Source organism: Moraxella sp. K1664 (genome assembly GCF_039693965.1).
Classification (GTDB): domain Bacteria; phylum Pseudomonadota; class Gammaproteobacteria; order Pseudomonadales; family Moraxellaceae; genus Moraxella.
In genome coordinates this window covers 2,572,061-2,587,908 of record NZ_CP155576.1, presented here as the reverse complement: position 1 = coordinate 2,587,908, position 15,848 = coordinate 2,572,061, and the positions used below count along the sequence as shown (strand labels likewise).

The window sequence follows — 15,848 nt, the reverse complement described above, 5'->3', positions numbered from 1 at the left end:
CATGATTGTGGGCTTTTTATTTGCCAAGTGATTGATTTTGCTTTACAATGAATGGCAGTTTAATTTATAGTAAATTAACTTCAATTTACATCAACGCTACATTTTAAAAGATGCTTTTGTAGGGGCTGGCTCTGCACGCCCTGATGATACATTGGTTTATAGGGCGTGGAAAGCACGCCCCTACATTGGTGTATTTTGAAGTTAAACAAGTGTAAAAAGGGGTAAGATGATGAAAAAAGTATTGGTGCTGGCTTTGGCGGTGTTAATGACTGCTTGTGGTCAAGATGAAACGGTCAAAAACAATCAAGCAGAATATTTGGATGCTCAAAAAAATCAAGTCATGCCAAGTGGCGAGCTAACCCCAAGTGAGACCATTAAAGCCCTTGATCAAAAACTTGCCAATGTAGGCAAGATTACCAAGTCTGAACAAATTAAATTTAGCACGGTTGCCTATGAGTATGAACTGCCCGATGAGATGAAGCAGGCGTGCAATTTTGACCCAAAAACACCCAAAGATGACGAAGGTTTTTATAAAGAGGGCTTTTGCACGAGTATCAATATCAAATTGGCAAAAGTTGAACCACGTTGGATAGAGCAGATTGTCAATAAAACAATTACCAACGATGACAATCCTAAACTGCTTAAATTTAAGCAGAATGTTGATGAATTTGTGGGTGAGCATTTGATGTTTATCAATGAGATGAAAGACGTTGCCAAAGAAAATGGCGAGCCCTTTGAGTCAGCACCGAGCTATGCTTGGACGGTTGTCCCAGAGCTTATCCCTGCTCACAAAAACTTAGCTCAGGTTGCCATCGCAGGCGATGTTTATATGGGTGGGGCTCATGGCATGCCATTTATGGAGTATCTGATGTTTGATATGGATTTGCAGACGCAGATTGATTTTTCTGATGTGATTGTGGCGGATAGGGCGAGTGATTTTCATGAGCTGGCTTATGCGGGGTTTAAAGAATATCTAAAAGATGAGCTACAAATCACAACCAAAAAAGACATCCAAGAATACGAGCAAACGTGGCAGTTTGAGATGACCGAAAATGTGTATTTTGGTAAAAATGGGGTGGTGCTGGTGTATCAACCTTATGAAATGGGAGGTTTTGCACAGGGTTTTGTTGAGATTGTGGTGCCGTATGATAAATTACAAGGCATTATCCGAGAGGAATACTTACCTAAGCAGACAGCCAAAACAGCAAACCAAGAATCGGTAAGTCAAGAGTCAGTAAGTCAAAAGGCGGAGCAGGCAAGCCAAGCGGATAAGTCCTGATGTATCATTAACCAAACATTAACAATGCGTTTCTTAATCGTGCTTGTTTTTCCTAATCAGCCTTGCTAGAATTTATCGCATTGGTGTTGTACCAATAACATTATTCATCAAACCCAAGGAGTTGTTATGAAAAAGCTAGCCCTACTGTCTCTTGTTGCCCTAGCAGGCATGGCAAATGCTGCCACTTATGAGATTGACCCATTTCACACCAATGCCCGTTTTGCCATTGATCATTTTAAAACCAGTACCAACGTGGGCGGTGTGTATGGTCTAACAGGCGAGATGGAGTTTGATAAAGCCAAACGCACAGGTAAAATTGACATCGAGTTGCCATTGGCAAACCTACAATCAAGCTCTAAGGAGTTTACTGAACATCTGCTCAGTGCCGATTTGTTTGATGCCGAAAAATATCCAACCATGCGTTTTGAATCTACCAAATTCAACTACACAGGCAAGGGCAAAGCACGCAAACTAAGCTCAGTAGATGGCAAACTTACCCTACTTGGTCAAACACACCCTGTTCGTCTGCACGCCAATAAGTTCAATTGCTATGACAGCCCCATGGCAAAAACCGAAGTTTGTGGCGGTGATTTTAGCACGACCATTGACCGCACCAAATGGGGCATGGATTATTTGGTGAATGTTGGCATGGCAAAAAATGTCCGCATTGACATTCAAGTAGAAGCCGCTAAGAAATAATTTGTTTTAAAGAATCAAAAATCACCCCAAATCATGTTGGGGTGATTTTTTGTGATTTGCATAAAGGATGGGTGATATGGGTAAAAGTTACATTTGCCACAGATTTATACCATGGACGTAAGGACGTGCTGAACACGTCCTTTGGGCTTTAAAAAATACGGTTCATGCCGTTTAACGCTGCCACACGATAGGCTTCTGCCATGGTGGGGTAGTTAAAGGTGGTGTTGATAAAGTATTCTAGCGTGTGACCGCATTTCATCACCGCCTGTCCGATGTGGATAATCTCGGATGCGTGGTTGCCGTAGCAGTGAATGCCTAGGATTTGCAGGGTTTCACGGTGGAATAAGATTTTTAGGACGCCTGAACGCTCACCGATGATTTGGGAGCGAGCTAGGTGTTTGAAAAAGGCTTGTCCGACTTCATAAGGGATTTGGTCACGGGTTAAGTCTTCTTCGGTCGCCCCAATGCTTGAAATCTCAGGAATGGTATAGATGCCAGTAGGCACGCTATTGACAAACTCAGCGTGTTTGTCACCCACCATAAAGCCAGCGGCATTTCGCCCTTGGTCGTAGGCAGCGGATGCCAAAGACGGCCAGCCGATGACATCGCCCACGGCATAGATGTGTTCAGCTTTGGTGCGGTAGGTTTGATCCACTTCGAGCTGTCCACGATTGTTGGCGGATAAGCCAACCGCTTCTAGGTTGAGCCCGTCGGTGTTGCCCGAACGTCCGTTGCACCAAAGAATGGCGTCAGATTTGATTTTTTTACCGCTTTTTAGGTGCAAGACCACGCAGTCATCAAAGGTTTCTAGGCGTTCAATCTCTTCATTGTTGCGAATACGCACGCCAAACTGACGAAAGTCGTGCGATAGGGCATCCGAAATCTCATTATCCAAATAGCTGAGTAGTTGGTCTTTGTTGTTAATCAAATCAACAACATAACCCAAACCTGTAAAGATGGACGCATACTCACAGCCAATCACGCCTGCTCCGTAGATGATGATTTTACGAGCGACATAATCCATTTGCAAAATCTTATCTGAGTCAAAGACACGGGGATGATCAAAGTCAAGCAGATCGGGACGATAAGGGCGTGAACCCACGGCAATGACTGCTTTTTCAAAGGTGACGGTTTTGACACCATCGGCATGAATCTGTTCAACTTCTAGGGTGTTTTTGTCAATAAAACGCCCCCAGCCTTGGATAATCTCAACACGGTTACGCTCATAAAACAGCTTATGGGTATTGACCTGACTGGCAATCACTCGCCGTGCTTTGCTTAGTACTTTGTTAAGTGGTACTTGAAAATTATCGGTAAATGAGCTAAAAATGGGGTCGCGTCGCATGCCAATGATGTTAAACACCGATTGGCGAAGTGCCTTACTAGGAATGGTGCCGACATGAGCACAGTTGCCACCCACTTGGTCTCTGGGGTCGATGACCGCCACTTTAAGCCCTGATTTGGCAAGTTTCATCGCCGCTGCTTCACCGGCAGGCCCTGCCCCTAATACCACCGCATCGTATTCAAAGCCGTGGCGGGATTTGCGTTTTTGGGGAGCAATGGCGATACGCTGACCATCAAGGGGACTGATGAGTAAGTGACTGGGGTCATGCTCTTCGTGATTGGGCGTGTTTGTGTTGTCAGGGGGATTGGTTTTGGTCTCGGTCTCGGGTAGGGCGGAACGTTTGGCTTGTTCTTTGATGGCGTTCTCTGCCTTGGTCTCGTTTGTGGCGGAGTTTTGGGATTTACCTGCCGTCTCGGTGGGGTTGGTTTTGGTCATGATATTGCCTTTTGTTTTTGTTTAATTTGATGAATGAATATTTTGCGTTAAAATCTCATCTAGCTGCCACATTCCTGTGGGTTTGCCGGTATTTTGGTCTATCTCTTGACGTACTTTGATGGTATAGGCGGTGCCAATGATTGGTGTAAAGCCGATGATGTCATTATAGCCAATGCCGAACAGCTCATCATCGTCTGCCCCGACGGGCTTGACCAGTAGACACTGCATGGGCGTGGCAGAATGACAGGCACTGCGATAAGGCATGACTTCTAGCGTTTCGCTGGCGTTTAGGGTCACATTAGGGATATAACGTGGCTCGGGCACAGGGGGGCGACTTTGGCAGGCACTCAACGAGATGATGAGTGTTAGGGGTAAGAGTAACAAGGAGCGATGTTTCATGTTTTTCTCAGAGTTTGTCAGTTTTAAAATCATGCTATTTAAAATGCTTTAACAATCAGCCAATCCGCCGTGCCAAACCTGTGATTTGTAAAATCCGTGTGGCAATCTCTTCAATACTCATCTCAGAGACATTGAGATTGGGGATTTTTTGGGCGGTGTAGATGGCTTGGATGGCACGCTGTTCTTCTTGGCATTGGGCAAGGGACGCATAGCGAGAACCTGCTTTTCGCTCTTGGCGGATACGTACCAGTCGCTCGGTGTCAATGGTCAGACCAAAGAGTTTGTGGCGATAGGGCTGTAATACTTTGGGCAGATTGCTACTATCTAGGTCGTCTTCGGTCAAAGGATAGTTGGCGGCACGAATGCCAAACTGTAAGGCAAGATATAGGCTTGTGGGCGTTTTTCCCGAGCGTGATAAGCCAACTAAGATGATGTCCGCCCCATCATAGTGATTGGTTCTTGCCCCGTCGTCATTATCTAGGGCAAAATGCACCGCGTCAATCCTTGCTTTATAGTCTTCGCTGTCCACTTGTCCGTGTGCCATGCCTGCGTGGGGGTCGGGGGTCTCGCCAATCTCGTTGGCAATGCGGGTAATTAACCCTTCATAGATATCAAGATTGGTGGCGTTCGCCCCGTTGATGATACTGCGAATCTCATCACTGACGATGGTGTCAAAAACCAAGGGTTTAAGTCCTGATAAATGATGGGCTTCGTTAATACGTTTGACCGCTTCATGAGCCAGCTCGGGAGTGTCCACATAGGGGATGATTTTGACGTCAAATTTGACATTGCCAAATTGGCTAAGTAGCGATCGCCCAAGCGTCTCAGCGGTGATGGCGGTGCCGTCAGAGATAAAAAAAGCACTGCGAAGTAGCTCGGGGGCTTTAAACTGCTTGGCTTGCCGAGCCTGCTGGTCTTGTTGGCTGGGTGTGGGGGTGTGAACGTACATGGCTATCCTTTATGTCCTGTGCCATACATGGGTAAACTCAAATAAGAGTATAGCACAAAAACAGGGGATTTTGTAGGAAAAATTATCAACTGTGGCATGATAATAAGAAACAGGACAAGTAAATGACAATGATTAAAACAGCATGAAAAAGCGGATAAAATCCCATTGTGCATTTGTGGTAATTTTGTTAAAATGAACGACCTTTTTGTCAATATAAAAAGTGTAGATTGGATAAAAGGGCGGTGCTAACCATAATAACAACAATCACATCTTTGGGTAGGGCGTATTCATGGTTTCTCAGATGGTTTATGGCTAAGGAATGCAATGTTTTCATTTTTATCGGTAGAATTTGCGTTATTGTTCATGGTGTTTTTTATGCTTTATTGGGCATTTAAAAAAAGACCAGACATTCAAAATATGTTGTTGCTCATTATCAGCTATGCCATTATTTATTTAATGGCAGGCTTGATGGCAGTTGGCATGCTGTTTATTTTTAGTATTGTCATTTATTTCATTGCTCGGCAAATCATCATCAGTCGCCACAAAAAATCATGGATGGCGATGGGCGTTATCATCACTTTGATAAATCTATCAGTGTTTAAATATTATGAATTTTTCCGTGCCAATATTAGCCGTGCCTTAGAGATGTGGCAATTAGATAATACGGGACTTATGGCAAATATTATTTTCCCATTGGGTATTTCTTATTATTCATTTCAAGCCATTAGTTATTTGGCGACCTTATACCAACAAACCAAAAACAATCATCAGCCCCAAACGCCATTGAGTTTATGGCAATCATTAACCTATTTTTCATTTTTTGCCACTATCTCATCAGGCCCGATTACTCGTGTGGCTTATACCAAAGGACTAAAAGACATTACTGGCAAAGAATGTGCCATGTATGACCAATTAAATGAACCAAAACCACGCCAATTATTATACCCAAAAATCGCCTTTGCCTTAATCGTGCTTGCCCTTGCCAAAAAATGGTGGCTGGCAGGGTATTTGGCAGATAATTGGGTTAATCCCGTCTTTGCCAATCCCACAGGCTTTCATAGCTTAGAAGTATTGACCGCCATTTATGGTTATACCTTGCAATTATTTTTAGATTTTTCAGGATATAGTGAGATGATGGTGGCATTTGGATTATTGCTCGGTTTTCGCTTACCCATGAATTTTAATGCCCCATTATTGGCTCATAATATTAGAGATTTTTGGGACAGATGGCATATTAGTTTATCGACATGGATAAGAGATTATATTTATATTCCCTTAGGTGGTAGTAGAAAGGGCTTTTGGTTTACCCAGCTCAATCTTATTATTGCGATGGTGCTATCAGGGATTTGGCATGGCTCAACCTTTAACTTTTTCTTTTGGGGGCTATTACACGCCTTAGCCATTGCTTTATTAAATACAGGCGATTTGGCGTGCCAAAAAATAAGCGGTCATGATAAAGGTCGTAACTTTTTGGCAAATACAGGCATCATTGGTAAAACGCTGGGCGTATTAATCACCGTGCATTTTGTGGTATTTGCCTTTGTCTTTTTTAGGGCGACCACATTAGATGAAGCGTTATTGATTTTTAATGCCTTATTTTTTAATCATATTAATGTGGCATGGACAAATAACCCGATTTATCTATTGGCGATTTTGACATTGGCATGGCTGATTTATCCATTATTTCATCGTCATCAAACACAGGTCGGTCGGCTAATAAATAAAATGCCAAGCGTGATTTTTTATGTGTTGTGCTTTATGGTATTTATGGCGGTGGTCATTTTGGCTCCGTCTGGCATTCCCGGTTTTATTTATGCAAATTTCTAAAAGACAAGATAAAGGATATTATCATGAGCGAACATAAACAAGATGAGATTAATCATATTAACAAGGCTGATATTGACAGTCAAGATAATGTCAATCAAGCAAATATTCATCGAAAAGACATTAATAAAGAAAAAATTAACAAAGAAAACATTGATACAGAAAATACAGATAAAGAAATCATTCATCAAGATGATAGCGATGATTGGGATAATGAAGTCATTAGCCTAGATGATAATTTTAAACAATCTTTTATCACCACGCTCATGTTTTTGGTATTATCTACCGTCATGGGTATTTGGATAATGCAAAAATCAATCAATGCCTATTATCTACAAACTTATCATCAGTCCAGCCCGTTAAATCTGATTAATAGTCCGTTATGGCAAAAAGGGGGCGATATTGGCGATGGATTATATGCCTTTCATGATAATATCGCCAATAATATCGGCAATATGAATAAAAGTGTGATTGATGAGTTTAATGATAATTACGCCTATACCCCTGCTTATAAAGCCCAAATGGCAGAAAAAGCACGTCAAGAGCAATTACGTCAAGAGCAAGAAAGACAATTAAAAGCCCAAGCCCTAAAAGAAAATCAAGCCCAAAATGAATTAGAACAATCTTTGACATTAAATAAAAGCCAAAAAGTATTTTTTGCTGGAGATTCGATGATGCAGGGCATTGCCCCACATATGCAAAAGTATTTACAAGGCTTAGGCGTGGATTCGGTCAATCTTAGCAAACAAAGTACCGGTTTGGCATATCCTAAATTCTTTGATTGGAATAGCACCATTAAAAATACGTTACAATCAGATAGTAGTATCAAAGTACTCATTGTCATGCTGGGGGCAAATGACCCTTGGGATATGCCAGATAAACAGGGAAAATACCTAAAATTTAATAGCGAAGAATGGATAGCAGAATATCAGGCACGCATGAAAGATATATTGGATTTTGCCAAAGAAAGGCAGGTGGGCGTGATTTGGGTAACACCGCCAAATATGAAAAAAAATAAATTAAATGAACAAATGGTTCAGCTTAATGATGTGATGATGAATGAGCTTACTCGTCATAATGTCAAAGTGATTGATGCACGTCCTATCATGGGTGGGCGTAACAATGTTTACAATGATTATCTTGAAAAAGACGGCAAAAACATTAAAATGCGTAGCGGTGATGGTATTCATTTTTCTGGCGATGGTCAGCGGATTCTTGCCAAAGAAGTGCAATCTTATTTAATCATTGAGTGATGAATTTAATCACTAAGCGATGATGTTTTTATTTGATAATTATTACTTCATTTTCAACTTAAAATGGTAATTATTTTTAGGTTGTAGGGGCGAATTGCAATTCGCCCTTGAAAAATCAATCACTTATATAAGGTTGAAAATGGAGTTGTCTATTAAAAAGAGTATTCATGAATTTAACAAAACTTAGCTTTAAGCCTACCTTATTAATCATGGCGTGCGTGTCGGTATCAGCTCATGCCAATCTAACCAACTTTGGCGAACCCAATACCAGTGCCTTAGCCCAAGCCATGACAAACCATTCGGTACATATCGTCCAACTCGGCGACAGCCACACCGCTGGCGACACCATGACGGACGCTCTAAGAAATCGCTTGCAGGGCGTGATGGGCGATGGTGGCATGGGCTGGGCGATGCCGATGTATTTTAGCGGTCAGCGTATGGCACGGTTTAGTTATGATAATGTGGATTTTTCGCCAATTTCTAGCCGTACCAATCAAAGCGAGTATTATACGCTGGGCGGACTGATTGCCAGACCCAAGGTCAATGGGGCAAGTCTAACCCTAAAACCCAAAAAAGGGGCAGAACCTGCTCAGCGTATCTGGGTGAGCATTCGTCAGCAACCGACAGACGGCAGATTTACAGGGGTGGACGCTTATGGCAAGCGGTTTGTGCTAGAAACGGCACGCAAAGACGGCACATGGCAGATGGTGAGTGTGGACGTGAATTTGCCGTTTACCATTTATAATGACAACGCCACAGGCTCGGCGATTGGCGGTTGGTGGGCGTTTAACCCCAGTGGACGTGGGGCGGTGGTATCGGCACTGGGTATCAATGGGGCGGAGCTGTCGCATTGGGGCAGATGGAATGCGCAGGCGTGGCAAAATGAGCTTGCGACCATTCGCCCCACGCTTATCGTACTCGCCTATGGCACTAATGAAGCGTATAATGGCGTGTCAGGCGAGAGCGTGCGTGCGACCTTGACCGAAAAAATCCGCCAAATCCGTGCCGTCAGTCCACGTTCGGCGGTCATGGTACTCGGCTCGCCAGAAGCTCTAAAAAGCACAGGCGGTGGGTGTGGCACACGCCCTGCCACGCTCACAGACGTGCAAACCGCCCAACGGCAAGTCGCCCAAGCCGAACGCACCTTATATTGGGATTGGCAAGGGGCGATGGGTGGCTCTTGCTCGATGAAATCATGGATAAGTCGTGGACTTGCCAGTAAAGATGGCGTGCATTTTAGTCAGTCAGGCTACACTCGTCTGGGTAATGAGTTGGCAAATGAGCTGTTGGCATTACAGGCACAAGCCCCCACGCAGTATCCGAATGCCACTTATCCTAACACCGCTCCGACATACAGCCCCAATGATGTGCCAAGTATCAGCTCAGGGCAGGGCGGTCAAGGGCGTGGGTTTATCCGCATTGAACGGGCTAATTAGTCTTTATTAAAAGGTTAAAATAGGTGTATTTAGATAATAAATACACCTATTTTTATAAAAAATAACATTGAGTATTGGCAAATTTCTCGTTATAATTTGACAAATTTTTATAGATTAAAAAGGTGTTCGTATGGCACAAGTTATCCCCTTTAACAAACTAGGCAAAGACGATGTTGAGATTGTCGGTGGTAAAAATGCGTCTTTGGGCGAGATGATTAGCAATCTTGCCAATGTTGGCGTGTCTGTGCCAAACGGCTTTGCCACGACCGCAGAAGCGTTTAACCGCTTTTTGAACGAAACAGGTTTACTTGACAAAATCAATGCCGAACTAAAAGGCTTGGACGTTGATGATGTCGAAAAACTTGCCGAAGTGGGGGCAAAAGTGCGTGGTTGGGTCATCGCCCAAGCACTGCCAAAAGACTTAGAAGATGAGATTCGCACCGCATTTGATACGCTTACAGGTGGTCAAGATGTGGCGGTGGCGGTGCGTTCATCAGCGACTGCCGAAGACTTGCCCGATGCGTCTTTTGCAGGTCAGCAAGAGACATTCCTTAACATTCGTGGCATTGACAACGTACTGATTGCCATCAAAGAAGTGTTTGCCAGTCTTTATAACGACCGTGCGATTGCCTACCGTGTACACAAAGGCTTTGAGCACGCAGGCGTGGCGTTGTCGTCAGGCGTTCAGCGTATGGTACGCTCGGAGACGGGTACGTCTGGCGTGATGTTTACGCTTGACACCGAAAGCGGATTTAATGACGTGGTGTTTATCACCGCAAGCTATGGCTTGGGCGAAATGGTGGTGCAAGGGGCGGTAAACCCTGATGAGTTTTATTTATCCAAAAAACTATTGGCAGAGAATCGCCCTGCTGTGGTTCGTCGTAATCTTGGCTCAAAACACATTAAAATGGTCTATGGCGATGAAGGTACGACCAAACGCTCCACCAAAATCGTGGACGTAGAAAAAGGCGACCGTCAGCAGTTTGCCCTAAATACCGATGAGCTAACTCGCCTTGCCAAACAAGCCCTTATCATTGAAAAACACTATGGCTGTCCTATGGATATTGAGTGGGCAAAAGACGGCGATACCAACGAATTATTCATCGTACAAGCTCGCCCCGAAACTGTCAAATCTCGCCAAGACAAAACGAGCATGGAGCGTTATGTCATCAATAGCAAGGGGGCAAAAGTCCTATGCGAAGGGCGTTCTATCGGTCAGCGTGTCGGTGCGGGCAAGGTGCGTATCGTAACCAATTTGAACGAGATGAGCAAAGTCCAAGACGGCGATGTGCTAGTGTCTGACATGACCGACCCCGATTGGGAGCCTGTGATGAAGCGTGCCAGTGCGATTATCACCAACCGTGGCGGACGCACTTGCCATGCGGCGATTATCGCTCGTGAGCTTGGCGTACCTGCCATTGTCGGCTGTGGTAACGCCACCGAGCTTTTGACAGACGGTCAGGCGGTAACGGTATCATGTGCCGAGGGCGATACGGGCTTTATTTATGACGGCATTTTGGACTTTGAAGTACAAAAAAATTCTGTCGCCAGTATGCCTGAGCTTGGCTTTAAGGTTATGATGAACGTGGGTAATCCCGACCGTGCCTTTGACTTTGCCCAAATCCCAAATGAGGGCGTAGGCTTGGCTCGTTTAGAATTTATCATTAACCGCATGATTGGCGTACACCCCAAGGCTCTTTTGAACGTGGACACCTTGCCACAAGAGACCCAAGCCCAAGTGTTTGAGCGTATCGCAGGGTACAACTCGCCTGTGGAGTTTTATATCAACAAACTCATCGAAGGTATCTCAACGCTTGCCGTGGCGTTCAAAGACAAGCCTGTCATCGTGCGTATGAGTGATTTTAAATCCAACGAATATGCCAACCTAATCGGCGGTAAGCTGTACGAACCGCACGAAGAAAACCCAATGCTTGGTTTCCGTGGGGCGAGTCGTTATATCTCGGACAATTTCCGTGATTGCTTTGAATTAGAATGCCGTGCCTTAAAATACGTCCGTGATGACATGGGGCTAACCAACGTCAAAATCATGATTCCGTTTGTGCGTACCACAGGCGAAGCTCGCCAAGTTATTGAATTACTTGAAAAAAATGGGCTAAAACGTGGCGAGAATTCTCTTGAAATTATCATGATGTGCGAATTGCCAACCAATGCCTTGCTTGCTGATGAGTTCTTGGCTTACTTTGACGGTTTTTCAATCGGCTCAAACGATCTAACTCAGCTTACGCTAGGGCTTGACCGTGATAGTGGCATTGTATCGCACTTGTTTGATGAGCGAGACCCTGCGGTCAAAAAACTGCTTGGCATGGCGATTGAAGCGTGCCGTAAACAGGGTAAATATGTCGGCATTTGCGGTCAAGGGCCGTCCGACCACCCAGACCTTGCCAAATGGCTCATGGAGCAAGGTATCAGCTCGGTATCGCTAAACCCTGATACGGTGCTGGATACTTGGTTATTTTTGGCGGATAAATGATGGTTAGGGCGTGCCTGCCCTTTATAACACTATTTACAATTCAGATATATTTTAGAAATAAACTAATCGTTTTTGCATGAAAAATGGCTAAATCTTGTTTTTCTTCGTCAAAAACTTGTCTGATAGAATAACTATCAGCCTACGTTTTTTCCTTGAAAAACGTGCGATTTTTCTCATTTTTCATTGCAAATACAAAAGGCAGGCACGCCCTATAAGACTGGGCTGTAAAAAGCTCAGTCTTTAAAATATTTTTAAAATTTTTATAAAAACCCCTTGACGAAATTTTAAAATAAGCTATAATACGCACCCATAGCAAACAAGCTAACCACTCATGCCAGTGTGGTGAAATTGGTAGACACGACGGATTCAAAATCCGTTGCCTAATAAGCGTGTCGGTTCGAGTCCGACCACTGGTACCAACTACAAACCCTTGATTTTTCAAGGGTTTTTTGTTTTTAAAAGTAAAATCATATCCCCAATCCTTTAATCCGCTATGTCATTTTCTATTTATCAATAAAAATCTTAGCAACTTAAAACCACAACCATTTTTTATCCTGTCTATTTGTGTTAAAATAAGTCATTTACCAAATCCAAAAGTGATGACTATGACACAAACATCAAAACAAGCATTAACCTTTCAACAAATTATCCTAACCCTACAAAACTACTGGGCAGAGCGTGGCTGTGTGGTCTTGCAACCTTATGACATGGAAATGGGGGCAGGGACGTTTCACACCGCCACATTTTTGCGTGCTTTAACGCCTGAAAAATGGAATGCTGCCTATGTTCAGCCGTCTCGTCGCCCAACCGATGGGCGTTATGGCGATAATCCTAACCGTTTGCAACACTATTACCAATTTCAAGTGGTCTTAAAGCCAAATCCTGCCAACATTCAAGAGCTGTATTTGGGTTCTTTGCAGGCCTTGGGCATTGATACGCTGACCCATGACGTGCGTTTTGTTGAGGATAACTGGGAGAGTCCAACGCTTGGGGCGTGGGGGCTTGGTTGGGAAGTGTGGCTAAACGGCATGGAAGTTACCCAGTTTACCTATTTTCAGCAGGTGGGTGGGATTGAGTGTTTTCCTGTAACGGGCGAGATTACTTATGGATTGGAACGCCTTGCCATGTATACCCAAGGCGTGGATAGCGTCTATGACCTTGTGTGGACGGACGGCGAGTTTGGGCGTGTGACTTATGGCGATGTGTTCCACCAAAACGAAGTGGAGCAATCTACCTATAATTTTGAACATGCAGATATTAGCAAACTTTTTGAATTATTTGACTTTTATGAGCATGAAGCCGACCGCTTGGTGGGTGTAAATCTGCCATTGCCTGCCTATGAGATGGTACTAAAAGCCAGCCATACTTTTAATCTATTGGACGCTCGTGGGGCAATTAGCGTTACCGAACGCCAACGCTTTATCTTGCGTGTGCGGACATTGGCTCGTAAAGTGGCGGAGAGTTATACCGTTGCACGAGCGAAATTGGGCTTTCCTTTGGCAGATGATGCCCATAAGCCAGAAGCGTTGGAAAAATGGTTGGTCAAAGAAGATTAAACCGATTGATTTTATAAAACAAAGATTAAGAATATTAAAGGTAAACAATGAGTACAATCCTATTTGAACTTGGCACCGAAGAGTTGCCCCCAAAATCTCTAAAAACTTTGCAAAATGCCCTATACAACCATGTCAAGACAGCATTGGGTGAGCAAAACATTGCTTTTGATGACATCAAGGCATACTCTGCTCCACGCCGTTTGGCACTACTCATCAAAGGCGTGGGCGACCATCAGCCCGACCGCACCGAAATCAAAAAAGGCCCAAATATCAAGGCAAGTTTTGATGCTGACGGGAATTTGTCTCGTGCAGGGCAGGGTTTTTTGCAAGGGCTTAACGCCAATGGTCTAAATCTTACAGCAGATGATTTAATCACCATCAGCGATAAAAAAGGTGAATACATCGCTTATGAGCTGACTATTAAGGGCAAAAAAGTTACCGACATGATGCCAAACCTTATCCAAAAGGCACTCGATGATTTGCCGATTGCCAAACGTATGCGTTCTGGGGCGAGCAAGGGCGAGTTTGTCCGTCCTGTGCAGTGGGTGGTACTCATGGCGGACGATACCGTCATTCCTGCACGCATTCAAGGGCATGACACGGGCAATCAGTCTCGTGGTCATCGCTATCACGCCCCTGATTTTTTTGTGATTGACCATGCCGAGCATTATGAGAACCTACTTGCCGAGCGGTTTGTGGTGGCGGATTTTGCCAAACGCCAAGCGGACATTGTTGCCCAAGTCCAAAAACTCTCCGATGAAATCGGTGCGACTGCCATTGTCCCTGATGACTTACTTGACGAAGTTACCGCCCTTGTGGATTATCCTGTTGCCCTGCGAGCGAGCTTTCCCGAGCGGTTTTTGGCGGTTCCCCAAGAAGCCCTTATCAGCACCATGCAAGCCGACCAAAAATATTTTTGTCTCACGGACGACAATGGCAAGCTAAAACCCAACTTTATTTTTATTAGCAATATTGATAGCCTTGATAAATCTGCGGTAATTTTGGGTAATGAAAAAGTGGTACGCCCACGCCTGTCGGACGCTGAATTTTTCTTTTTGCAAGACCAAAAACGTCCGCTTACTGACTTTGCCGAAACCCTAAAAACACGAGTATTTCAAGATAAACTTGGTACAATTTGGGAAAAGGGCGAACGCATTGCCAAATTATCCGCCTTTATCAGTGAAAATTTGCACTCACATGGCTGGCAGGTATCAACCGATGATGTGGTACGAGCAGGGATTTTGGCAAAGGCAGATTTGGCGACCACATTGGTGGGCGAGTTTCCCGAGTTGCAAGGCATTGCAGGGACGTATTATGCTTATAAATCAGGTGAAAAAGCAGAGGTGGCAGAAGCCATTAGTGAACAATATCTGCCCAAATTTAGTGGTGATGAATTGCCCAAAACACCAATTGGCATCGCTCTTGCCTTGTCCGATCGCATAGATACATTGGTGGGGATTTTTGGAATTAACGAAGCTCCAACAGGTTCAAAAGACCCATTTAGCCTAAGACGGGCAAGTATTGGTGTTTTGCGTATTTTGATTGAAAATAAATTACCGCTAAATCTGGCAAGCCTTGTGGGTGAAGCCATCAAAAATTATGGTAATAAAATCAATAACATGAGCGAAACTTTTAACGCTGTCATGGAATTTGTCGGTTCACGCTATCGTGCCATGTACACCGAGCAGGGCGTAGCGGTGGATACCATTCAAGCCGTGCAAGCGATAAATCCGCACATGCCCCTTGATTTTGATGAGCGTATCCGTGCCGTGCAGGCGTTTCGTGCGTTGCCACAGGCACAGGTGTTGGCAGAAAACAACAAACGTGTTGCCAATATCCTTGCCAAAGCCGACAACGTGGGCGATAGCATAGATGAGAGTCTTTTGACCGAGACGGCAGAAAAGGCGTTGTATCAGGCGATTTTGACTGCCAAAGAGACGGTAAAACCCTTGCAAGACAATGCCGATTATCAAGGGGTATTGACCGCCTTGACCGCCTTGGCAAGTCCATTGACCGACTTTTTTGATAATGTCATGGTAAATGCCGATGATGAGAATCTTAAAAACAACCGCCTAGCCTTGCTTGGGCAAGTGCGTACGCTGTTTTTGAGTGTGGCGGATATTGGAGTGCTTCAAGGTTGATAAAAAAGCCCTGCTGTTGTGGGGCTTTTGTTTGAGAATAA

The 15,848-nt window shown here is 44.3% G+C and carries 11 protein-coding genes and 1 tRNA gene; 9 read left to right on the top strand and 3 right to left on the bottom strand.

What is annotated here, in order from left to right:
- Positions 1–229 precede the first annotated feature (229 nt).
- Positions 230–1,279, top strand: a complete 1,050-nt coding sequence (locus tag AAHK14_RS12505) for an RsiV family protein (RefSeq protein WP_065256256.1) — start codon at positions 230–232, stop codon at positions 1,277–1,279.
- A gap of 126 nt (positions 1,280–1,405) precedes the next feature.
- A complete protein-coding gene (locus tag AAHK14_RS12500; protein WP_062498330.1) occupies positions 1,406–1,978 on the top strand; it encodes a YceI family protein in 573 nt (190 codons plus the stop codon).
- Positions 1,979–2,126: 148 nt separating this feature from the next.
- Here the strand turns inward: AAHK14_RS12500 and sthA are convergent, their stop codons facing one another.
- Genes sthA through AAHK14_RS12485 form a run of 3 tightly spaced genes read right to left on the bottom strand, consistent with a single transcriptional unit; the run spans position 2,127 to position 5,106 of the window.
- Complete coding sequence (gene sthA / locus AAHK14_RS12495) at positions 2,127–3,758, bottom strand: Si-specific NAD(P)(+) transhydrogenase (RefSeq protein ID WP_227514722.1); 1,632 nt, start codon at positions 3,756–3,758, stop codon at positions 2,127–2,129.
- A gap of 21 nt (positions 3,759–3,779) precedes the next feature.
- Positions 3,780–4,157 carry a DUF4377 domain-containing protein gene (locus AAHK14_RS12490; RefSeq protein WP_172823627.1) on the bottom strand — a complete coding sequence of 126 codons (378 nt, stop codon included), beginning with the start codon at positions 4,155–4,157 and terminating at the stop codon, positions 3,780–3,782.
- Between the two features lie 55 nt (positions 4,158–4,212).
- Positions 4,213–5,106 carry a pyruvate, water dikinase regulatory protein gene (locus AAHK14_RS12485; protein WP_083108170.1) on the bottom strand — a complete coding sequence of 298 codons (894 nt, stop codon included), beginning with the start codon at positions 5,104–5,106 and terminating at the stop codon, positions 4,213–4,215.
- Between the two features lie 324 nt (positions 5,107–5,430).
- Between AAHK14_RS12485 and AAHK14_RS12480 the strand changes: the two genes are divergently transcribed.
- From AAHK14_RS12480 to glyS, 7 genes are all read left to right on the top strand, one after another.
- The gene (locus AAHK14_RS12480; protein ID WP_194092630.1) at positions 5,431–6,933 is read left to right on the top strand and encodes an MBOAT family protein; all 1,503 of its coding nucleotides are present in this window, start codon (positions 5,431–5,433) and stop codon (positions 6,931–6,933) included.
- Positions 6,934–6,956: 23 nt separating this feature from the next.
- On the top strand, positions 6,957–8,183 hold the full coding sequence (locus AAHK14_RS12475; RefSeq protein WP_083108174.1) for a DUF459 domain-containing protein: 1,227 nt from the start codon (positions 6,957–6,959) through the stop codon (positions 8,181–8,183).
- A 167-nt stretch (positions 8,184–8,350) separates the two neighbouring features.
- Entirely contained in the window at positions 8,351–9,619 is a 1,269-nt protein-coding gene (locus AAHK14_RS12470) for a GDSL-type esterase/lipase family protein (RefSeq protein WP_065256258.1), read from the top strand.
- Positions 9,620–9,749: 130 nt separating this feature from the next.
- Positions 9,750–12,110: a phosphoenolpyruvate synthase gene (gene ppsA / locus AAHK14_RS12465; RefSeq protein WP_065256259.1), complete on the top strand. Its 2,361-nt coding sequence runs from the start codon at positions 9,750–9,752 to the stop codon at positions 12,108–12,110.
- A 333-nt stretch (positions 12,111–12,443) separates the two neighbouring features.
- Positions 12,444–12,529, top strand: a tRNA-Leu gene (locus AAHK14_RS12460).
- Positions 12,530–12,715: 186 nt separating this feature from the next.
- Positions 12,716–13,666 carry a glycine--tRNA ligase subunit alpha gene (glyQ, locus tag AAHK14_RS12455; RefSeq protein ID WP_065256260.1) on the top strand — a complete coding sequence of 317 codons (951 nt, stop codon included), beginning with the start codon at positions 12,716–12,718 and terminating at the stop codon, positions 13,664–13,666.
- Between the two features lie 47 nt (positions 13,667–13,713).
- Entirely contained in the window at positions 13,714–15,807 is a 2,094-nt protein-coding gene (gene glyS, locus AAHK14_RS12450) for a glycine--tRNA ligase subunit beta (protein WP_065256261.1), read from the top strand.
- The last annotated feature ends 41 nt before the right edge of the window (positions 15,808–15,848 follow it).